The sequence below is a fragment of the Winogradskyella litorisediminis genome (assembly GCF_042675765.1).
Taxonomy (GTDB): domain Bacteria; phylum Bacteroidota; class Bacteroidia; order Flavobacteriales; family Flavobacteriaceae; genus Winogradskyella; species Winogradskyella litorisediminis.
Map to the genome: position 1 here is coordinate 52,034 of NZ_JBHTJL010000016.1, position 22,771 is coordinate 74,804.

The following is a 22,771-nucleotide window of genomic DNA, read 5'->3' on the forward strand; positions in this document are numbered from 1 at the left end:
ATTCAACATTAATTTTTTTTGAAGTTATAAATAATAGATTTTTAAAGTTTAAAACTTCCACCATTCACTACTTCAACAATCCAGCTCGTTTCAACAAAGCCTCCGGTTTTGGTTCTTGACCTCTAAACTTTTTATACAAGGTCATTGGTTTCTCTGTGCCGCCTTGGGATAATACGTATGCCTGAAATTTTTGAGCTACGGTTTTATTAAATATGCCTTCTTCTTTAAAATACTCAAACGCATCGGCATCTAAAACTTCGGCCCATTTGTAACTGTAATAACCAGATGAATAACCACCTTGAAAGATATGTGCAAAAGCTGTACTCATACAGTTTTCCTTTACGTCAGGATATAAATTAGTGTCGCCAAAGGCTTTTTCTTCAAAATCTTTTACAGAAGTAATTTCCGATGGATTTTCATGCGCATGCCAAGCCATATCTAACAGTCCAAAACTCAATTGACGTAGGGTTTGCATACCTTCATGAAAGGTTGAAGACGCTTTTATTTTTTCAATCAGTTCCATGGGGATGACCTCGCCAGTTTCGTAATGTGTGGCAAAAAGTTTTAGTGTTTCTTCTTCATAACACCAGTTTTCTAAAATCTGACTTGGTAACTCTACAAAATCCCAGTGTACGCTCGTACCTGATAAACTTGGGTAAGTTGTGTTGGCGAGCATACCGTGAAGCGCGTGACCAAATTCATGAAACAGTGTCGTTACTTCATTAAAGGTTAGGAGCGAAGGTTTACTTTTTGTAGGCTTTGTAAAATTACAAACGATAGATACATGCGGACGATGATTTTCACCATCTTTAATCATTTGTGGCTTATACGAGGTCATCCAAGCGCCATTTCGTTTTCCTGCTCTTGGGAAAAAGTCGGCGTAAAAAACGGAAACCAATTCGCCATCAGCGTCTACAACTTTATAGGTTAAAACGTCTTCGTGATATTTGTCTATAGTATCAATTTCTTCAAATTGTAAGCCGAATAATTTTTCAGCAACCGTAAAAGCGCCATCAATGACATTTTCTAGTTTAAAGTAAGGCTTTAATTGTTCGTCATCCAAACTGAATAATTTCTGTTTTAATTTTTCGGAATAATAAGCTGAATCCCATTTTTGTAATTGGTCGATGGCGTCCAATTCTATTGCGAAATTTTCTAATTTTTTGAATTCATTTGTAGCAGCTGGTTTCGCTTTTTCTAATAATTCTTTTAAAAAATTGGTGACATTTTTAGGCGATTCTGCCATACGTTCTTCTAATACAAAATGCGCATGTGTTTTGTAGCCTAATAATTGAGCACGCTCGTTTCTTAGTTTTACAATTTCTAAAACATTGTCTTGGTTATCAAGTTCATCACCTTTAAACCCTTTGCTCCCAAATGCTTTTGAAAGCTTCTCTCTCAACTCACGATTATCCGCATAGGTCATAAATGGGATATAACTTGGGTAATCTAAAGTAATAAGCCAACCGTCTTTGTCTTTACTTTCTGCCAATTGTTTTGCTGCTTCTTTTGCACCATCAGGTAAACCAGATAAATCCGATTCATCCGTAAGATACATTTCAAACTTGTTAGTTTCGGCCAAAATATTTTCGCCAAATTTCAATTTTAGCTTGCTCAGTTGTTTGTCAATTTCGCGAAGGCGTTCTTTCTTATCTTTAGAAAGATTAGCGCCGTTTCTAGAAAAGCTCTTGTATTTTTTATCGAGAAGTGTGCTTTGCTCTGTTGTTAATTCTAAATTGGACTTAGAATCGTAAACCGCTTTTACACGATTAAATAAATCTTCGTTAAGTGTGATGTCATTACTAAACTCTGATAATAAAGGCGAAACTTTTTGAGCGATTTTTTGAATCTCATCGTTAGTTTCAGCAGAATTCAAATTAAAAAATATACTTGAAATTCGGTCTAATTCTTCACCTGAATAATCTAATGCTTCAATCGTGTTTTCGAATGAAGGTGCTTCAGAATTATTTACAATAGCATCAATTTCGGCTCTAGCTTTTTCTATAGCTGTTTTAAATGCTGGCATAAAATCTTCAGTTTTAATCGAAGAAAATGGTGCTGTATTGTATGGAGTTTTGAAGGGTTTATTTAGGATTGTCATTTTTTTTTAAAAAGTTTTTTGAGTCCGATTAGAATATCTGTTACTGGATATATCAATGAAAAAATTAAGCCAATTGGCCCTACGAGCTTTGCTTTGGTATCATAAATATCAATGGCACGATTTGCTGATTCAAAAGTCATTTGCCAAAAACCATAAAATAGAAGTGCGTAAAAAGGATAAATAATTAAACGTAGTAGTATTTCTTTTGTCAATTGCATTTAGTTGTCATTCAAATCCTTAGCAGATTCAATAACCTTTGCTTTTAAGCCTTCTTTATAGACTAAAACTTTATCTAAAACGCATTTGTCGCTAGAGCCTAAAATTTGTGCTGCTAAAATTCCCGCATTTTTTGCACCATTCAGAGCTACAGTTGCTACAGGCACGCCACCAGGCATTTGTAAAATAGACAAAACAGAATCCCAGCCATCAATAGAATTACTGCTTTTTACCGGAACGCCAATTACAGGAAGTGGCGATAATGAGGCTATCATACCAGGTAAATGCGCTGCACCACCAGCACCAGCAATAATTACTTTTATGCCACGCTCGTGAGCATTTTTTCCATAGTCGAATAATTTTTCTGGTGTACGATGTGCTGATACAATATCGACTTCGACCTCAATATCAAAACCTTTTAAAATATCTACAGCATCTTGCATGACTGGTAAGTCACTTTTGCTACCCATGATTACGCCTACTTTGCTCATATTATTTGCTTATTACTTTTATACTTTCTTTTACACTTTGTGCGACTGCACGTGCTTTGTTTATGTCTTTATCTACAATGGTCACGTGTCCCATTTTACGGAAAGGTCTAGTTTGTTTTTTCCCATAAATGTGTGGTGTAACGCCATCCATTGCCATGATTTGTTCAATATTTTTGTAAACCACATCACCTGTATGATTTTCGGCACCAACGAGATTCACCATAACACTAGCGACTTTACTTTCGGTATTCCCTAAAGGTAAATCTAAAATGGCTCTAATATGCTGTTCAAATTGGCAAGTAAAATTACCTTCGATACTTTGATGACCAGAATTGTGTGGTCTTGGCGCCACCTCATTAACAAGAATTTCGTCCTCTTCTGTTAAAAACATTTCAACAGCTAAAAGCCCAACATGCTGAAAGGCTTTAGAAACTTGAAGTGCAACACTTTCAGCTTTGTCTGTAATATGTTTTGGTAAGCGTGCTGGGCACAAAACGTATTCTACTTGGTTGGCTTCGGGATGAAACTCCATCTCAACCGTAGGATACGTTTTAATTTCTCCAGAAACATTTCTCGAAACAATAACTGAAAGTTCGTTTTTAAAGGGAATTAATTCTTCAGCAATACATTCAACATTTGGGAGGTTTTCTAAATCTTGAACTTTTCTCACCACTTTAACACCTTGACCATCATAGCCAAATCGTGCACTTTTCCATACAAATGGAAATTTTAAAGCGTCATTTTCTAAAACTGTTTTAATTTCAGATGTATATGCAAATCTTGAAAAAGGCGCTGTCGGAATATTTTGATCTAAATAAAATAATTTCTGTGTTGCTTTATTCTGTATGGTTCTTAATGTTTTTGAAGATGGAAATACTTTTTTGCCTTCGTCTTCCAGCTTTTCCAAAGCATCTACGTTGACGTTTTCTATTTCAAAAGTTAGTACATCGACACTCCGTCCAAACTCTAAAACAGTGTCATAATCTAAAATATCTCCTTGCACAAATTCATCACAAGCAATTCGTGATGGAGCATCTGCACTAGAATCAATCACTTTTGTAGTAATATCAAATTTTCGGGTAACGTAGAGCATCATTTTGCCTAATTGCCCACCGCCTAAAATACCGAGTTTAAAATCTGAAGAGAAGTAATTCATAATCATTTGCCACGAAAGTGGAAATCTTTATAGATTCAACTTATTTTAAAAACAAAAATACATTATAATAAGAGAACTCTAGTAAATCATAAATCAAAAATCGTCATTCGTCAATCAAATGATTATCTTTGCCCTTTCAAAATAATATCATGCTCGTTAAGCTACAAGATTTATATTTTAAACCATTTATTTCAGAAGCGGAAATTCAAGATGCCGTCCAGAAAATGGTGGATAAAGTAGCCATAGATTTAAAGGATGAAATGCCCATTTTTGTTGGCATTTTAAATGGCTCTTTTATGTTTGTAAGCGATTTTGTAAAAAAGTATCCGCATCCATGTGAGGTGACTTTTATAAAATTAGCATCTTATGATGGTGTAAAATCAACCGAAGATATTCAAAGGCTCATTGGTTTAACACAAGACTTAACAAACAGAACTGTTGTTATTCTTGAAGATATTATAGATTCTGGTAATACGCTCGAAGAGGTACATCGCATCTTTAAGAACGAAAATGTAAAACAACTCATAATTGCAACATTATTTTACAAACCAGAAGCTTATAAAAAAGATTTTAAATTACATTACGTTGGTTTAGAAATACCTTCAAAATTTATCGTCGGCTATGGCTTAGATTATAATGGATTAGGTAGAGACTTGCCAGCAGTTTATCAACTCAAAACAACACAACACATGACTAACATTGTATTATTTGGTCCTCCAGGAGCAGGCAAAGGTACACAAGCAAATTTTCTAAAAGACAAATACAATTTGGTACATATATCTACAGGAGATGTGTTTAGGTATAATATAAAAAACAAAACAGCTTTAGGCACTTTAGCAAAATCGTATATTGATAAAGGAGCTTTAGTTCCGGATGAAGTAACTATTGATATGCTAAACGCTGAGGTTGAAAAAAATACCGATGCAAACGGTTTTATTTTTGATGGTTTTCCAAGAACAACCGCTCAAGCTGAAGCCTTAGACGTGTTAATGAGCTCAAAAGATTCTCAAATTAATGCCATGGTGGCATTAGAAGTTCATGATGAAGTTTTAGTAAAGCGTTTATTAGAACGCGGAAAAACAAGTGGTAGAGCTGATGATGCAGACGAAGGTGTTATTAGAAATAGGCTTAAAGTTTATTACGATGAAACCGCTGTTGTTGCAGACTTTTACTCAGCACAAGACAAGTATATTGCTGTTGATGGCGTTGGTACCATAGAAGAGATTACAGCGCGATTGAGTACTGTTTTAGATACTCTATAATTACAATTAAGTTAGGCGTAAGAGTAAGCCAACTTAAAACTTATAACTCTTAACTTTTAACTTTAAGAATGACTGAAGGCAACTTTGTAGATTACGTAAAAATGCACGTCTCTTCCGGAAACGGAGGAAAAGGCTCTTCGCACTTAAATCGCGAAAAATATAATGCCAAAGGCGGACCAGATGGTGGCGATGGTGGACGTGGCGGACACGTAATTCTTAGAGGTAACGAAAACCTTTGGACATTACTGCACCTTAAATTTAAGAGACACATAAGAGCAGGTCATGGTGAGCACGGAAGTTCTGCCAGAAGTACGGGTGCTGATGGGCAAGATGAATATCTTGAGGTGCCTCTTGGCACAGTAATAAGAGATACAGAAACCAACGAAGTTCTTTTTGAAATTACCGAGCATGGTGAAGAAAGAATTATTGCTGAAGGCGGCAAAGGTGGTCGAGGCAATTGGCATTTCAAAAGTTCAACCAATCAAACACCGCGATACGCACAACCTGGAATTCCATTAGAAGAAAAGCACATTACTTTAGAATTAAAGTTGTTAGCAGATGTTGGTTTAGTAGGTTTTCCTAATGCCGGAAAATCAACATTATTATCGGTAATGACGTCTGCAAAACCTAAGATTGCAGATTATGAATTTACGACCTTAAAACCCAATTTAGGAATTGTAAAATATCGCGAATTTAAATCTTTTGTAATGGCAGATATTCCTGGTATTATTGAAGGAGCAGCGGAAGGCAAAGGGTTAGGTTACTATTTTTTAAGACACATTGAGCGTAATTCAATATTACTATTTTTAGTACCAGCAGATGCTGATGATATAGCCAAACAATACGAAATTCTTTTAGATGAATTGAGACGTTACAATCCAGAAATGTTAGATAAAGAACGTTTTTTATTAATTTCGAAATCAGATTTGTTGGATGAAGAATTAAAAGCCGAAATGAAAACTGAATTGGATAAAGAACTTCGTATAGATTATATGTTTATGTCATCTGTAACTCAACAAGGCATCACAGAGTTAAAAGACAAGCTTTGGAAACTACTTAACGATTAATATCATAGGTTTTGAAATCTTTTTTGAAAAAAATAATAGACGGAAGAGATACTACCTTAGGTAGAGCTTTCGATATTTTTATTCAAATTTTGATTATTTTTTCAATAATCACATTTTCTATTGAAACCTTACCGGATTTAAAACCTCACACTAGAGAAATTCTTCATTCTATAGAAGTTATATGCGTAATTATTTTTACTGCTGAGTACTTAGCTAGAATCTACATTGCAGATAAAAAATTAAAATTTATTTTCAGCTTTTTTGGGCTTATAGATTTCTTTGCAATTTTACCATTTTACTTAACTTTCGGTCTCGATTTACGTTCATTACGAATATTTAGATTGTTGCGTTTATTTAGGCTATTAAAGTTAGTAAGGTACAATCGGGCTATGCAACATTTTGGTCGTGCTATGATTGTGGCAAAAGAGCAAATAATTCTCTTTATGTCTATTACTTTAATACTTATATACTTCGCAGCTACAGGAATTTATTATTTTGAACACGAAGCACAACCCGAAAAATTTGCATCTATATTTGATAGCCTTTGGTGGTCTATCGTTACGCTTACAACAGTTGGTTATGGCGATGTATATCCTGTAACAATGGGTGGCCGACTTTTCACCTTTTTTATATTACTAATTGGTTTAGGTATTGTTGCAATTCCAACGGGAATTATCTCATCTTCAATGACAAAAGTTTTTAACGAAAAACATCAAGAGTTAAAAGAAAGTGGCGAATATGACGAGCTGTTTGAGGAAGAAGAATAGTTAAAGTATTTAAAGTGAGTTTCATTTTTATGTATCTTTAAAATAAAAATGAAATTTTTAAAATTCCTTTTAATACTATTTTTATTAAGTTCTTGTGGTGCCTATGTGGATTACGACTATGATAAAAACGTAAAGTTTTCCGAGTATAAAACCTATAATTTTTTTGGAGATATTAAATCTGGATTAAATGAGCTAGATGAAAATAGACTTTTGGCAGCAATCGATTCTAAAATGAAATTGATGGGATATTCTAAATCCGAATCGCCAAGTTTCAATATTGATATTCAAACTTCAGAAGTAATTAATTCGCCAAATAGCAACGTTGGTGTTGGTATTGGTGGAACTGGTAGAAATGTTGGTGGTGGTGTTTCTATAGGTATTCCTGTTGGAGGAAATAGACCAATGCGTCAAGTAAAAATTGAATTTGTTGATGCCGGCAGAGATGCAGTCATTTGGGAAGCAATTACTACACAATCTAACTTAGGAAATACACCCGAAAAACGAGAAGAAAGTTTTAATAAATTGGTGGAGCGCGTATTTAAAAAGTTTCCGCCTAAATCCTAAAACGCGTTAAGTTGGTGTTAAGTTTATAAGAACAATTTATAATTGGAAGTATATTTAATCCAAACTAAATCAACAATAAAATGCAAACTTTAAAACACTCTTTGACAATTTTATGTATTGCTGTTTTTTCAATTTCTTATTCACAGTACGACGTAAAACCACCAAAAGGTTATACTCAAGATATTGGTAATATGGTTTCGATGCTCGATGGCTTGAAAGAAAGAGTTACCCAAATCGTTGAAAACATGGACCAAAAAAGCACTGATTTTTTGCTCGATGAAGATGCAAATACACCTGGTGCTATGATTTATCATTTAGCTGCAACAGAAAAATATTACCAAGTTTACACATTTGAAGGCAGACAATTTAACGCTGAAGAACAAGAGAAATGGGGAACAGCGTTAAGCCTTGGAGAAAAAGCTAGAGAGGAATTTGTTGGCAAACCAATATCTTATTATTTAATGATTTACGATGAGGTGAGGGCAAAAACAAAAGAATTACTAAAGACAAAAGACGATAAATGGTTTGCTAAAAATAATAATGGTGTGACTAATCATTGGGCATGGTATCATGTAATGGAACATCAAGCAAACCACATGGGTCAATTGGCTTTGATTAGTAAAAGAATTAAATAAAAAAGAGGCTTTAAAGCCTCTTTTTTTTAGTCAACCTTCACCCGAATACCTTCGGAATGACTGCTAAATTCTGGGGCGTACATGGACTGGATAGTTGTTATTCCATTACTCATATCTCCAGAATTATTTACTCTTAAATCATACTCAAAAACATAAACCCCTTTTGGTAAATAGTCAATAAAGAAATTGGTTGCAGCATCTTTGGTGCTTTCATAATAACCTAAACCATCTTGCCATTTGTATTGAGACAGAACATTTACAGGTTCAAAACCTGCAGCACGCATGTCTTTAAGATGAAGGAATTCCATATCGCGGTCACTACGTAATTCAATTCTCACTTTTATTAAATCACCAACATTAAGTTTGGTATTTTTTGTAATTTCTGAAATTTCTTCACCACGGTCAGTATTGGTTTTAAGAAATAGTTTTTTGTTTAGTTTTAATGGTGTTTCGGCTGAGGTAATTTTATCTAAATCTTCGAAATATTGCCAATACAATGCGCCCCAAGCTATGCCTTCGCCTTTTTTAAAAAGCGTTACTTTAGATTGTTCTGGTTTAATTTCAGAGCCATTCCAACTGGTTTTGTAATATCCAGTTCCTGCTTCGACTTTTACATTATCTAAGTTTGAAGGTAAAACTTTTTCATTTCCGACTGTAACTTCTACAGCGTCTTCAACACTTAGCCAATCGCTTCCTTGGAGTAATAATGCATATACAGCTTCAGTTGTTGCTTTTGTAGTTTCCCATTTATTGGTTTGCTTGTTTTTTAGGAGCCAGATTTTGAGATTATCAATGATTTCAAGATTCTTCGTTTCATTCTGAATTACAGAACCTGCTTCAGAAAACGCTTCAATCATCAGCGCTTGTGTTTCAATTGGTGCTTGGTGCCAATACCAAGAGGCTGTATTTTCTTTCCAATACATGCCTAATTCTTCAGAAATTATAGAATTTTCCTCCAAAGATTTTAAAATTTTAGATGCTGTTTTGTCATCTTGATTTCTATGCATAACTAACGCCATTAAACCTTTTGCGTACAATGAACCCTTTAACCAATATTTTTGGATTTGCCCATTGTAATACTCTATAATTTTAGAGACTTCGTTTGAAGCTTTAATTTCAGGATAAAAACTACGTACATATAAATAATGCAATTGCGTGTAGGATAAATGGTCTTTATTTAAATCGACGTTAGGATTGTATTTTTTTAGGTTTTTGTATTCCTTGACAAATTCTGCATCAAGATAGTTGATGGCATTCTCTATCATTTGTATTTCGACTTCGCTCGATGTGACAGATAGTTTTTTGAGGTGTCCAAAACCAGAAATAATATGTTGTGTGATGTATCGGTTGTCACGTCCACCATTAAACCAAGGCCAAGCACCAGAATTATGCTGATTGTTCTTCAGCTTACGTATTGCACTTTGTAGCTCATTGTTCATTTTGTTTAAATCGAATAATAAGGCAATACGTTTTTTCTGCTCCGTTTCGGATTGTGCATCTCGCAACCAAGGTGTTTCTTCAATGAGCAACGATTTTAGCTCTTGGTTTTTTTCTAAGTTTGAAATCAATTCATCAGAATTCGTGCTTTTCCATTGGTTAAAAACTGCTTCAATTTTAGGATTTGATTTGGTGATATGCTGTGCCAACGCATTCGCATAATAACGGCTAAAGGTTTGCTCGTTACACTCGTACGGATATTCCATTAAATACGGTAAAGCTTGCACGGCATACCAAGCTGGATTTGACGTGATTTCTAGGGTGAGTTTATGATTTTTTAAGGTCGAAGACGAATTGTTAGCTAATTTATCTAAGGTAAACGTCTTGTTCTGATTACTTCGAACCCACATTGGTAAACTCTCAGTTACCAGCATTCTATTGGTTAAAACAGGTAGGACATTTTGTTCGCCGTCGCTAAATTCTTCTGTGCGTGCAATGATTTTGTATTGTACAGCTTGAATGTCGTCAGGTATAGTTAAAGTCCATTCTTTTGAAGTATTGCCCTTTGCATCAACGGTAAATTCCTGGTCACTGAGCGAAGTCGAAGTGACTATTTTACCTGTGATGTCTTTTCCTGTTACTACATCTTCTAAAATTAATTGCGCTTTTCCAGTTAATTTTTTATCCGAAAGATTCGCAATCTTAGTACTAATTGTAATTTCATCACCTTGACGTAAAAAACGAGGCGCATTTGGCAATACCATTAATTCTTTTTGAGTGACCGCTTCAAATTGTGCGACAGAACTTTCTAAGGTTTTGGTATGTGCCAAAAGTTGTAGTTTCCATTTGGTTAAAGCTTCTGGTGCTTTAAAATTAAAACTTACATTACCATCTTTATCTGTTTGTAACTGGGGAAAGAAAAACGCGGTTTCTTGAAGGTTTTTACGGATTTGGATATTTTCTGTTCGTGTTTTACCATTTTTTGTTGTAATTAAGACTACACCGTTTTTCCCTTTTTCGCCATATATTGCTAAAGCCTCATTTTTCTTCAAAACTTTAATTTCTAAAATATCATTTGCATTTAGACTTTTAAAATAATCTTCATTAACTTGTTTGCCATCTATGATAAATAATGCTTCTGTATTTCCTTTGATTGTTGCTACTCCTCTTAGTTGAACTAATGTGCTATTTTCGGATTCTGAATTATCAGAAGTTATTTCTAAACTAGAAATTTGTCCAGATAATGTTTGTGTAAAACTTGCATTTGCCGATTCCATCATTTCAGCTTCAACTTTAACACTACTCACAGAAGATTTTGCTTTAGTTGTAGTAGCGTAACCAGTGATTACAACTTCATCAAGTGATGCAGAATCTTCAGCCAAAGACACTTGTAAATAATTGTCCTTGCTAATTTGATGCTCTAAGTTTTTCATACCTACAAATGAAAAAACAAGCGTTTGCCCTTTTTTGGTTTCCAAACTAAATTTACCATCAAAATCAGTTTGGGTACCTGTTGATGTGCCTTTAATTATAACGTTGACGCCAGGCAATGCGCTTCCGCTTAAATCTGTAACAATACCTTCAAAAGTATTTTTCTTTATTGAGCTTTTGTAAGATGTGCTTATTTTAGACTTTGCATCGATAATACTATTTCTGTAAACTCTACGAGATAAGCGTTCGTTTCCAAAATAAAATCCAAACCAATTCCAACTGTCAAAACCCTGATAACTATAGTTTTTAGTGGTTTTAAAATAATTGATATTTCTAAAGTTGGCAATTCCGTAACTAAGCACATTGTTTTTGCTTATTCTCGAGTAATAGTTAGGACGATTAATAGGATTGAAGCTCCAATTGTTAGATTTAAATTCGTCTAAAGACGCATCGTACATGCTGGCTAAAACTTCGGCAGTGACTTTATCGCCTTTTGAGCCTTTAATTTTAAAGCTCCAAGTCTCGTCTTGTCCAGGTTGCAATTTATCTCTAAATGTGCTCGTTTCAATTTGCAAATCGGTACTTGGATAAGGCACATTTATTCTTACCGAACTCGATGTAAAACTATTAAATGCAGAATAGCTGTAATGCACTACAAAACCACCGAGGTCATTTTGTGTTATTGGAATTTGAATTTCAGTTTTACTGTCATTCAATCGATACATTTTAGATTGAATAATTTTACCTTGTTTTTCAACATCAATAGAAACGTAAATATTTTCTGCTGCGCTTCCAAAAGTTATTGTTGCTGATTCATTAGGTTGATACGATTCCTTGTCTAAGCTTATTGAAAACAATTTACTTTCTGCGAGTGTTTTATCTTTTTTGTTTTCTAAAAATGTGTAGGCTTGGTCTTTGACGGCGTTACCAAATTTATCTTCAGTTTCTAAAATGATAACGTAGGTACCAGACGTCCAGTTTTTAATACGTCTTAAAGTAATTTCTTTAGAATTTTCAGTATTAAAATCTGTAGAAAACTCCAATTTTCCTTTTTTCCAGTTTTGTATTAGTTGCTCGTCATTGTAAGACCAATGAGGGAATTTAGATTTAAATTCTGTTTCACTAAGCAATTTATAATCTGGCGCTTGCCAAGGACGTGAGCGCAACACATAATCTGGCGCGTTTAATTTATAAACTTTAATACTGCCTTTTGCAGGAACAAATTCGCCATTAAGATTGCTAGTGTTTATTCCGATTATAGCTTCTTTTTCTGAAGCTTCTAGACGTTGCGGTACACTTAAATTAGCAGTCAGTGCATGATATCCAACACGAACCGTGGTTATTGCGCTTCGGGTTTCGCCATTAATATCTGTAACATCTGCAGAAATTTCAAAATTAAAGACAGGCAGATTGTCTTTTGAAACGCTTTCGTCGGGTTGCGCTTTAAAGGTAATTTCAAATTCGCCCTTTGCATTTGTTTTTACTTCACCAAAAGAGATTTCTTGTGCTGACGAATTGTAACTCGGACGACGCCAATACAACCAACTTGGATATTGCACTTGTCGTTTAACACGATAAACTACATTAGCATCAGTGATTGTGCTACCAGCAAAAGCAATGGCGTTTCCTTTTACGGTAACGCTATCATTAACTTGGTAGGTTTCTGTAACAGGTAAAAATTTGGTTTTAAACTTTGGGCGTTTGTATTCTTCAACAGAAATGTAATTTGATGAATACCCAAGTGTTTCAGAATTTGTTCTAATTGAAAATTCACCCGTTAAGCCACCATTTGGTAAAATAAATTCGCCGTGGAAAGACCCGTAATCATTTGTTTGTTTTTCGAGTTTACCAAGTTCTTGTCCATTAACATCATAAAGTGTCACAATTACATTTGCGTTATCTACAACATTTGTTTTTTTATTTTCGGTTTTTGTAGCAATGCCTTTAAAATAAACGGTTTGTCCTGGTCTGTAAATGCTTCGGTCAGTAATTAGATGTGTGCGAAAATTTGGTTTTTTGTTGGTGTTTCTTTCGTTAAAACGATTAATATAACTGTTACCAAATGTTGCCGAATCATTTTCGCTATTTAATTTTACAACGACGTCATAATAGGTCCGGCTTTCTTTTTTAAATACAAATTTTCCGTCTGAGTCAGTGGTGAATTTCCTTTGCAAACGCTCATTTCTGTCATACCTCGCAGAATAATTTAGTTCTGCTTTTACACCAGAAATAGGTGCGCCATTATTACGATTAATCACCTGATATGTAACTTGGTCATCTTCTTGTGATTCCATCAACGCCATATCTGTGACTTGAATAACTGTTGTTGAGAACACCTCATTTTTTGAATAAGCGGCAACAATGTAATTGCTATTTTCTAAAGCTGGTAAAACAAGTTCTATGCTATGATTTTGATAATCTTTTTCGTCTTTCAACTCGGCTTTAAAAGCTCTGTTTGTTTTTAATTTATTTAGAAAATTCCGTTTCTCTTCGGGTTGATACAGTTTTAAGTAAGCTTCTTTTTTTGACTTTGAAACCTGATAGATTTCGAAATTTAAATTTTGAAGATTTTTGTAATTAACCAATATTAACGCTTCTTTATTTATTGGTAAATGCGCTTCGGTTTTAAGATTAAAACTTGGATTGAGGATTTGTTCTTTTAAAACTTCACAATTTTCTGCGCCATCACTTTTTGGATAATTTGAAATTGTAGTGTTGCAAATGTCTAAAGCTTCTTTATTTTTCCAACGATAGTCAATGGTTGTCTTATCGTTTGCGTTGTATTTTGAAGCTTGGGCCACCAAAAGTTTTGCCATTTCAAAACTGTACAAGCTTGAGTGTTTGTTGTCCGTAATTGCTTTGTGTTCAGTTTTTAATGTGCTTAATGTTTTTTTATCAACATTTGGAAATGTAGCATGTTGCTTAACAAAATTTAATCGCTCTGTATTTGCCGAAATAAATGCCTTTGAGGTTTTATCTTTTTGGTGAAAACACAATAATCGTTGATAGATTTTTAAAGCATTTAATTGAAGATTGACCGAATCTTTATATTCTACCGTCAGGTTCATAAAATCTGAGCTGGGCGCAGAAAAATCAGAATTATCAATAATGAATTTGTACGCAGGTTGAGTAATACTATTTTCTGAAGTCTTGTAAAATTCTAAAGCATTTTGACTTAAAAAATCGAACAACGTCGGCCTGTAAATTTTGGAATCTTTAACTTCATTTAATAATTCAGAATATTTTTCTAAAGGCTCAGCTTGAAGTAATTTTTCATCTTGAAGTGACAACTGATAATAATGATGAACTTCAGCAAATAGTGTTTCTAAATCCCAAGTCCTAAAATCATCATCGAGCTTTTCGCTTGTTCTAGACCTATTGTAAAATTTGTATCTGTTGTTTTGATAATACTGCCAGTACATTTTGGCTAAAAGATTCTGTAGAATGCGCTGTGTAACGGTATTTTGAGTTTTAATTTCATTTTTAAAATTCTCTACTATTTTTAGTTGTGCATCTTCTTCAAGTATCTGTAAATATTTACTTTGAAATAATAACGCCTTTGTGATTTGAACTGAATTTTTTCCGGCCTTGGCCTTTGTATAAATAGCATCTACAACTTTTGATGCAGATTTTGTAAGACCTTCAGATTCTAGTTTTTCAACCTTGTTCCAATCGGAGTCAAAATCCGAATGTTGAGCAGTTAATAATGTGGAGAAGCAAATAAATATCAATGTGATAAAATGAGATTTCATGGTTTGTAATTTTTCAGCAAATTACCTTCAAAAGGCATTCCAAAAACTCATAATTAAGTAAACAGTGCTTTTGGATGAGTGAAGTTAATCATTTTATGAGTGATGGGTTATAATAAGAAATTTTCAATATTTAATGATGTTATGTTTGATATTCAAAATTGTATTTTTGTATTAATGATAAAGAAAATAATATTAATAGCCTGCATGCCAATACTGGTTTTTGCACAGACGCCAATTGAAAAAACAAAGACGTTTTTAGCAAAAAAAGAGTATGTAAAAGCTGAAAAGGAAATTAAAACGTTTGTAGATAATAACCCTTTAAATAAAGAAGCATTAGAACTTTTGGGTGATGCTTATGGTTACCAGAAAAAATGGGATAATGCTATAGAAAAATACAAGGCACTTACTAAATTAGATTCAAATAACGCTAATTTTCATTACAAATACGGTGGAGCATTAGGAATGAAGGCTTTATCAGTTAGTAAGCTTAAAGCACTTGGCATAATTGGCGATATTAAAGCGGCATTTTTAAAAGCAGCAGAATTAGACCCTAAACACATAGATGCGCGTTGGGCTTTGGTAGAATTGTACATGAGTTTGCCAGGTGTTGTCGGTGGCAGTAAGAAAAAATCTTTGCAGTACGCCAATGAACTTGAAGTGTTATCTAAAGTTGATGGTTATTTAGCCAAAGGGTACATTTATGAGTATGATGACGAACCGGAATTGGCGGAAAAATATTATAAACTCGCTGTTAAGGTTGGTGGCTCTATTACTTGCTATGAAAAATTGAGCAATTTGTACGAATCTCAGAATCAACCTGAAAAAGCGATGGAAACAATTGAAGCATCGCACAAAAAACATCATAGAAACGCGTTGCATTACCAACTTGGAAAAGTTTCTGCCGATTATGGTGTAAATTTAGATAAGGGCGAAAGCTGTTTGTTAAATTACATTAAACAGTATTCTGCCGCCGATGGCGTACCTATAGAATGGGCTTATTACCGTTTAGCTCAGATTTACAAACACAGAAAAGATAAAGCAAAAGCCTTAGGTTATATCGAAAAGGCGTTAGCGATACGTGCAGATTTCAAGCAAGCTTTAGCAGAAAAAAAAGCAATCTTATCGAGCTAACTGCAATTAATCCAATCCTTTTTGTTTAAGCTAAATTTATAAAAACTTAAACATTTGTTAATTATTCGCAAATATGATAGTAATACTATTAAATTTGCAAATCAATTAATTGACAATGAAAAGTCTTCTATCTAATATAAAGATTTCTGTACCGGAGAAAATTTACATCAAAGATCCAGAGTCTTCGGACTTAGGTAAGCGCATTATTGAGCATAGTATTTTATTAATAAACGAAATTGGTTTTGATAGTTTTACCTTTAAAAAACTAGGAAAAATAATAGGCTCTAACGAAAGTTCAATTTACCGTTATTTTGAAAGTAAACATAAGCTTTTATTGTACTTAACATCTTGGTATTGGGCATGGATAGAATATCAATTGGTTTTCGCCACATCAAACATTCCTGATGCTGAAGATAAACTTTTAAAGGCTATTGAGGTTGTAACAAGAGCAATTACGGAAGATTATGATTTTTCGCATATTAATGAGGTAAAACTTAACCAAATTATTATAAATGAATACTCAAAATCATACCTTACAAAAGAGGTAGATACTGAGAATAAAGAAGGTTATTTTGTGGTTTACAAGCGCCTCATTCAGCGTTTACGAGATATGATTCTCGAAAACAATCCTAATTATAAGTTTGCCTCAAGTTTATCTAGTACCATTGTAGAAGGTGCATTGCATCAACATTTTTTAGCCGAACATTTTATGTCTATAACAGACTGTAATGGTGAGGTGACACCTACCGATTTTTTTAAAGAACTAACTATTAAAGCTATTAAACCTACAAAATAATGAAAGAGCCTATTTCTGTTTTAACACCTTGGCAACGTTTTATAGGATTACTTAAACTTGAAAAAAGAGATTTATCTCATGTGGTTTACTACGCCATTTTTTCAGGATTAATTAACCTTACATTGCCGCTAGGAATACAGGCTATAATAAATTTAATACAAGGTGCACAAGTCAGTACATCTTGGATTGTATTAGTAGTTTTAGTGACAATAGCAGTAGCGTTTGTAGGTGTTTTACAATTAATGCAATTGCGTATTATAGAGACAGTACAACAACGGTTGTTTATGCGAGCTTCATTTGAATTTACATATCGTTTTCCGAAAATTCGAATGGACGAACTTTATAATTTTTATCCGCCTGAGCTTGCAAACCGTTTTTTTGATGTTTTAGCCGTACAGAAAGGACTATCTAAATTATTAATTGATGTACCAGCAGCAGTATTGCAAATTTTATTTGCACTTATATTGTTATCATTTTATCATCCATTTTTTATAGCCTTTGGAGTATTATTAATCATTTTAATCTATGTTGTTTTTAAGTTTACTCTTCAGCGTGGTATGACAACAAGTTTGTTAGAATCTAAAAAGAAATATAGAGTTGCTCACTGGATACAAGAAGTAGCAAGATCTATTATGAGCTTTAAAATATCCGGAAAAACAACTTTAGCCGTTAATAAAAATGACAAATTAGTTGAAGAATACCTTAAAGCTCGTGAAAGCCACTTTAAAATTTTGGTAATACAGTTTATTCAAATGATTGGTTTTAAAGTATTGGTTACTGCTGGTTTGTTACTTATTGGTGGACTCCTAGTGCTTAGTCAAGAAATGAATATCGGTCAGTTTGTTGCTGCAGAAATCATCATCTTATTGGTAATTGCTTCAGTTGAAAAATTAATTTTAGGTTTAGAATCTTTCTACGATGTTTTAACAAGTCTCGAAAAAATGGGGCAGATAGTAGACAAGAAAATAGAATCTCAAACAGGAGAAGTTATTGAAATAGATAATGATTTTAAGATTGAAGTCGATGATGTTTCATATATGGTACCAGATAGAAGCAAGCCTATATTATCTAATGTGTCTTTCGAAATAGATTCTAAAAGTAGACTTTTAATTAAGGGCGAAAGTGGTTCTGGTAAGTCTACGTTAATTAGAATTATTGCAGGAATTCTTCAACCTACTTCAGGGAAAATTTTCTTAAATGATACCTCGTTAAGCAACTTATTGCTTAATAGTTATAGAGCACATTTGGGCATGGTACTTAGCGACGAAACTCCTTTTGAAGGTACAATTAGAGAAAACCTAACCTTAGGCAATAAAGATGTTTCCACAAAGGATATAGAACAAGTGGCTAAAGCCGTAAAATTAAGCGATTATCTCAAAGAAGCTGAAAACGGTTTAGATACAGTTATATATCCTGAAGGGCGTCAAATATCATTTTCAGCTGCAAAAAAAATACTCCTGGCTAGAGCAATTTTAAAACAACCAAAATTATTGATATTAGAAGAACCATTAGAGCATTTTGAAGAAAAAGAGACTAATGCCATAATGGAATACCTCACAGATAAAAATCAGCCATGGTCTTTAATAGTTGTAAGTTTTAACGAAAAATGGGTGAGCAGTTGCTCTGAAGTTATTAACCTAAATGGTGGAAAAATTAATTAAGTCGTCCTATGTTAAATATATCTCGTAACGCATTAAATAAAAGTGTCGACTTAGAGCAATTTAAGTCTGGGAAATTGGTGCTAAATAAAGACTATTATAAACTTTTGCGCCGTTTTATTGGTGGTTTTGCTATAGTCTCAATTATTGTTTTGTTTTTACCTTGGACACAGAATATTACTGGTAGAGGTGAAGTTACAACTTTAACTCCAGGGCAACGTCCTCAAACTATTCAATCTCCAATTCCTGGAAGTATTCAAGAGTGGTACAAAAGAGAAGGTGATGAAGTAAAAAAGGGAGATACCATTATGAGAATTGCTGAAATAAAAAGTGAATATTTTGACCCAAACTTAATAGAACGGACCAAGAAACAAAGAGAAGCTAAAGCATTATCTGTAGAGTCCTATGAAGGAAAGGTTAAAGCACAAGGTACTAGAATTGCAGCTCTAGTTAATGAAAGAGCTTTAAAATTGGAACAAGCAGAAAATAAAATTATTCAAGCAAATCTTAAAGTAGAATCAGACAGCATAGATTTAGAGGCAGCAAAAACAAATTTGCAAATTGCAGAAACAAAATTTGAGCGTGCTGAATCACTATTTGCGGATGGCTATACTGCCTTAAAACTTGTGGAAGATGCTCGTATAAAATTAAGAGATGCAGAAGCTAAACGTATATCTCAAGAAGCAAAATTACTGGCTAGTAAAAACGAAGTTATCAACAGCAAAATTGAAATTTCAAAATTAAAAGCAGAGTATGCAGATAAAATTTCAAAGGCACAAAGCGAGAGATTTACTGCGCAATCTAATCAATTAGATACAGAAGCTCAAGTTCAAAAATTAGATAATGAAGTTACTAATTATACTATAAGAAATGGCTTACTTTATATAACAGCGCCTTTCGATGGATTTATAAATACGGCCATCCGTGGCGGTATCGGACAAACCTTTAAAGAAGGTGAAAAGCTTGTTGGCATTATGCCATCTAACGTTGACTTAGCTGTAGAAACGTTTATAGAGCCTTTAGATTTACCTTTAATTCATAAAGGTGAAAAAGTACGAGTTCAGTTTGATGGTTGGCCTGCCATCGTCTTTAGTGGTTGGCCAAATGTGTCTTATGGAACTTATGGGGCAGAAGTTGTAGCTGTTGAACGTTTTATAAGTCCTAATGGTAAGTTTAGAGTGTTGTTAAAACCAGACCCAAATGATCATCCATGGCCAAAAGATATACGCGCCGGTTCTGGAGCATATACAATTGCATTATTAGAAGATGTGCCTATCTGGTATGAGCTATGGCGTCAATTAAATGGTTTTCCGCCAAATTACTATCAACCACAAGACAAGGCAACGGCAAAAAAGTAGTAAACATGAAGATTTTTCTTTCAATTATTTTTTTGTGTGCTAGTTTTTTAAGCACTTCTCAGTCCGATAGTTTATTTAACGTGTTACGATTCGATGAGTATTTAGGCTATGTTAAAAAATTTCATCCTATTGTAAAACAAGCAGAATTAGTAATTGACGAGAGTCAAGCTAAGCTTTTAAAATCTAGAGGTGCTTTTGATCCAAAAGTTGAAGTAGACTATGACCGAAAGAAATTTAAAGGCACCGAATATTTTGATAAGCTAAATGGTACATTCAAAATTCCGACTTGGTTTGGTATTGAGCTAAAAGCCACTTTTGAAGAAAATTCTGGTACATTTTTAAATCCCGAAGCTTTTGTACCACAAGATGGCTTGTATTCTGCAGGTGTTTCAGTGCCGGTAGCACGTGGATTATTAATAAACACTAGAATGGCTTCTTTAAAACAAGCTAAATTATTCAGAGAACAAGCCAAAGCAGATAGAGATATTTATGTAAACAATATTTTGTTTGAAGCTTCAAAAGTCTATTTTAAGTGGTTGCAAGCTTATAACGAATTGCAATTATTTCAAAATTTCTTAACCAATGCAGAACAACGCTATCGAGGAATTTTAAGACGTGTGGAACTTGGTGAAAATGCACAAATAGATGCTACCGAAGCACGTATTGCTTTAAATAGCAGAAAATTAAGTTTAGAGCAGTCTCGTGTAAAAATGATGAAAGCTTCACTAGAATTATCTACCTTTCTCTGGCTCGATAATAACATCCCAGTGGAGTTACAGCCTAATGTTGTGCCAGACGTAAATACAGAGCCAATAGTTGATGCAACTTTTGATATCAATACACTAAGAAATATTAATGTAGTTATAGACGACCATCCAAAATTACGTTCTTTAGATTTAAAACGCGAAAGCCTCGATGTAGAACGCCGTCTCAAAGCTAATATGTTGTTACCGCAGATAGATTTAGAATATAACTTTATTACTGAAACTCCGGAGATAGCTCGGTCTCTAAATACAGACGAATACAAAGGCGGAATAAATATTAGTATGCCTTTATTTTTAAGAAAAGAGCGCGGTGATTTAAAGCTGGCAAAAATAAAACTTAGTGATACAGAATTTGAAATTGACGCTACACGCGTCACTCTTGAAAATAAAATTAACGCACTTCAGCAGGAGCTAGAATCTTACGTCACACAAAACGAAATTACACTACAAATGGTTGGGGATTATCAGCAAATGTTAGTGGCAGAAGAGCGTAAGTTTCAAGTGGGTGAAAGCTCATTGTTTTTGGTGAATTCTCGTGAATCCAAACTAATTGAAGGACAATTAAAAGCTATCGAAATTCAAAATAAATTTTTTAATACAAAAGCAAAATTATTTAATAGCTTGGCAGTAAATCCTCAATTATAGCTTCCAGTTTTTCTATCCAGTAAATGAAAAAGCCGAGGTTTTTAAACTTTAATTAGTGAATTAATTATTATATTTTTTATTTAAGAGTCTCTGCACAAACTTTGAATAATTACATCATCCTTTTTTAGATTTTAGTTCTCGGAATTTGGAATTTGCCAATTGTAATTTGATATTTGACCTATGAACGTACATTTTATAGCCATCGGTGGTGCAGCAATGCACAATTTAGCAATCGCACTTCATAATAAGGGATACAAAGTCACAGGAAGTGATGACACTATTTTTGACCCTTCAAAATCTAGATTGGAAGCTAAGGGCTTGTTACCTGAGGAGTTTGGATGGTTTTCAGATAAAATCACATCAGATTTGGATGCAATTGTTTTAGGGATGCATGCCAAAGCTGATAACCCAGAGCTGTTAAAAGCACAAGAATTAGGTTTGAAAATTTACAGTTATCCCGAATTTTTGTACGAGCAATCCAAGGAAAAAACGCGAGTTGTTATTGGTGGCAGTCACGGAAAAACAACTATAACGTCCATGATTTTGCATGTAATGCATTACCATGATAGAGATGTCGATTATATGGTTGGCGCACAACTTGAAGGTTTTGATGTGATGGTAAAACTTACCGAAGACAACGATTTTATTGTACTCGAAGGTGATGAGTATTTGAGTTCGCCAATTGATAGACGACCAAAATTTCATTTGTACAAACCCAATATTGCCTTGTTAAGCGGGATTGCTTGGGACCATATTAACGTGTTTCCAACATATGAAAATTATGTGGAGCAGTTTAGCATTTTTGTAGATAGCATCGTGCTTGGCGGTAGCATAAACTATAATGAAGAAGATGCCGAAGTAAAACGTGTTGTTGAAGCATCTGAAAATCAAATACGAAAATTACCTTACCAAACACCTGAGTACACCGTTGAAAATGGTGAAACACTTTTAGAAACTCCAGAAGGTCCAATGCCAATTGGAGTTTTTGGTGCGCATAACCTCAATAATTTAGCTGGTGCCAAATGGATTTGCCAACACATGGGCGTTGATGAAGATGATTTTTACGAAGCCATTTCTACCTTTAAAGGTGCAAGTAAACGTTTGGAAAAAATAGCCGAATCAAAAACAGCTGTAGCTTATAAAGATTTTGCACATTCACCAAGTAAAGTTAAAGCCACAACCGAGGCTGTAAAAGCACAATACAAAGAAAAAGAATTACTAGCTTGCCTAGAATTGCACACCTATTCTAGCCTCAATGCTGAATTTTTAAAAGAGTACAAAGGCGCATTAGACGCTGCCGACAAAGCTGTCGTGTTTTACTCACCACACGCGGTAGAAATTAAAAAACTTAAAGAAGTCTCACACCAACAAATTGCTGATGCTTTTGAGCGTGACGATTTAATTATTTATACCAATCCACAAGATTTTAAAGACTTTTTGTTCTCTCGACATTTTGAAAACAAAGCTTTGTTGCTAATGAGTTCAGGGAATTATGGTGGTTTGGAGTTTGATGAGGTTACGAAACTTTTTTAGTGTTATC

Annotated in this window: 16 protein-coding genes; 11 read left to right on the forward strand and 5 right to left on the reverse strand. The window is 34.0% G+C overall.

Translation table 11 applies throughout. The annotated features are described in order from the left end of the window. Window positions 1-67: 67 nt before the first annotated feature. The 4 genes from ACFQ1Q_RS11320 to ACFQ1Q_RS11335 are packed head-to-tail and all read right to left on the reverse strand — an operon-like array spanning window position 68 to window position 3,964. Window positions 68-2,101, reverse strand: a complete 2,034-nt coding sequence (locus tag ACFQ1Q_RS11320; RefSeq protein WP_386131425.1) for a M3 family metallopeptidase — start codon at window positions 2,099-2,101, stop codon at window positions 68-70. Beyond that, entirely contained in the window at window positions 2,098-2,313 is a 216-nt protein-coding gene (locus ACFQ1Q_RS11325; protein ID WP_386131428.1) for a hypothetical protein, read from the reverse strand. Before ACFQ1Q_RS11325 ends, ACFQ1Q_RS11320 begins: the two co-directional genes overlap by 4 nt. 6 nt (window positions 2,314-2,319) lie before the next feature. Beyond that, entirely contained in the window at window positions 2,320-2,808 is a 489-nt protein-coding gene (purE, locus tag ACFQ1Q_RS11330; protein ID WP_386131431.1) for a 5-(carboxyamino)imidazole ribonucleotide mutase, read from the reverse strand. 1 nt (window position 2,809) lies between these two features. Then, on the reverse strand, window positions 2,810-3,964 hold the full coding sequence (locus ACFQ1Q_RS11335; protein ID WP_386131434.1) for a 5-(carboxyamino)imidazole ribonucleotide synthase: 1,155 nt from the start codon (window positions 3,962-3,964) through the stop codon (window positions 2,810-2,812). A gap of 149 nt (window positions 3,965-4,113) precedes the next feature. On the opposite strand from ACFQ1Q_RS11335, the gene ACFQ1Q_RS11340 reads away from it, so the two are divergent. The 5 genes from ACFQ1Q_RS11340 to ACFQ1Q_RS11360 all read left to right on the forward strand — a co-directional run bounded on the left by ACFQ1Q_RS11340 (window position 4,114) and on the right by ACFQ1Q_RS11360 (window position 8,259). Next, window positions 4,114-5,226, forward strand: a complete 1,113-nt coding sequence (locus ACFQ1Q_RS11340) for an adenylate kinase (protein ID WP_386131436.1) — start codon at window positions 4,114-4,116, stop codon at window positions 5,224-5,226. Window positions 5,227-5,294: 68 nt separating this feature from the next. Beyond that, complete coding sequence (gene obgE / locus ACFQ1Q_RS11345) at window positions 5,295-6,293, forward strand: GTPase ObgE (protein ID WP_386131439.1); 999 nt, start codon at window positions 5,295-5,297, stop codon at window positions 6,291-6,293. A gap of 23 nt (window positions 6,294-6,316) precedes the next feature. Continuing rightward, window positions 6,317-7,060 carry an ion transporter gene (locus tag ACFQ1Q_RS11350; protein WP_386131442.1) on the forward strand — a complete coding sequence of 248 codons (744 nt, stop codon included), beginning with the start codon at window positions 6,317-6,319 and terminating at the stop codon, window positions 7,058-7,060. Window positions 7,061-7,108: 48 nt separating this feature from the next. Further along, entirely contained in the window at window positions 7,109-7,624 is a 516-nt protein-coding gene (locus tag ACFQ1Q_RS11355; RefSeq protein ID WP_386131444.1) for a DUF4136 domain-containing protein, read from the forward strand. An 80-nt stretch (window positions 7,625-7,704) separates the two neighbouring features. Next, a complete protein-coding gene (locus ACFQ1Q_RS11360; protein WP_386131447.1) occupies window positions 7,705-8,259 on the forward strand; it encodes a DinB family protein in 555 nt (184 codons plus the stop codon). A gap of 26 nt (window positions 8,260-8,285) precedes the next feature. On the opposite strand, the gene ACFQ1Q_RS11365 is transcribed toward ACFQ1Q_RS11360, so the two are convergent. Further along, window positions 8,286-14,879 carry an alpha-2-macroglobulin family protein gene (locus tag ACFQ1Q_RS11365; protein ID WP_386131450.1) on the reverse strand — a complete coding sequence of 2,198 codons (6,594 nt, stop codon included), beginning with the start codon at window positions 14,877-14,879 and terminating at the stop codon, window positions 8,286-8,288. A 204-nt stretch (window positions 14,880-15,083) separates the two neighbouring features. Here ACFQ1Q_RS11365 and ACFQ1Q_RS11370 point away from each other — a divergent pair, with 204 nt between their 5' ends. The 6 genes from ACFQ1Q_RS11370 (at window position 15,084) to ACFQ1Q_RS11395 (ending at window position 22,764) form a co-directional block, all read left to right on the forward strand. Beyond that, window positions 15,084-16,010, forward strand: a complete 927-nt coding sequence (locus ACFQ1Q_RS11370) for a tetratricopeptide repeat protein (RefSeq protein ID WP_386131453.1) — start codon at window positions 15,084-15,086, stop codon at window positions 16,008-16,010. A 115-nt stretch (window positions 16,011-16,125) separates the two neighbouring features. Further along, window positions 16,126-16,806: a TetR/AcrR family transcriptional regulator gene (locus ACFQ1Q_RS11375; RefSeq protein WP_386131456.1), complete on the forward strand. Its 681-nt coding sequence runs from the start codon at window positions 16,126-16,128 to the stop codon at window positions 16,804-16,806. After that, window positions 16,806-18,467 carry a peptidase domain-containing ABC transporter gene (locus tag ACFQ1Q_RS11380; protein ID WP_386131459.1) on the forward strand — a complete coding sequence of 554 codons (1,662 nt, stop codon included), beginning with the start codon at window positions 16,806-16,808 and terminating at the stop codon, window positions 18,465-18,467. Before ACFQ1Q_RS11375 ends, ACFQ1Q_RS11380 begins: the two co-directional genes overlap by 1 nt. A gap of 8 nt (window positions 18,468-18,475) precedes the next feature. Continuing rightward, window positions 18,476-19,822: an HlyD family secretion protein gene (locus tag ACFQ1Q_RS11385; protein ID WP_386131462.1), complete on the forward strand. Its 1,347-nt coding sequence runs from the start codon at window positions 18,476-18,478 to the stop codon at window positions 19,820-19,822. Between the two features lie 5 nt (window positions 19,823-19,827). Continuing rightward, entirely contained in the window at window positions 19,828-21,231 is a 1,404-nt protein-coding gene (locus tag ACFQ1Q_RS11390) for a TolC family protein (RefSeq protein WP_386131466.1), read from the forward strand. A 180-nt stretch (window positions 21,232-21,411) separates the two neighbouring features. After that, window positions 21,412-22,764 carry a UDP-N-acetylmuramate--L-alanine ligase gene (locus tag ACFQ1Q_RS11395; RefSeq protein WP_386131469.1) on the forward strand — a complete coding sequence of 451 codons (1,353 nt, stop codon included), beginning with the start codon at window positions 21,412-21,414 and terminating at the stop codon, window positions 22,762-22,764. The last annotated feature ends 7 nt before the right edge of the window (window positions 22,765-22,771 follow it).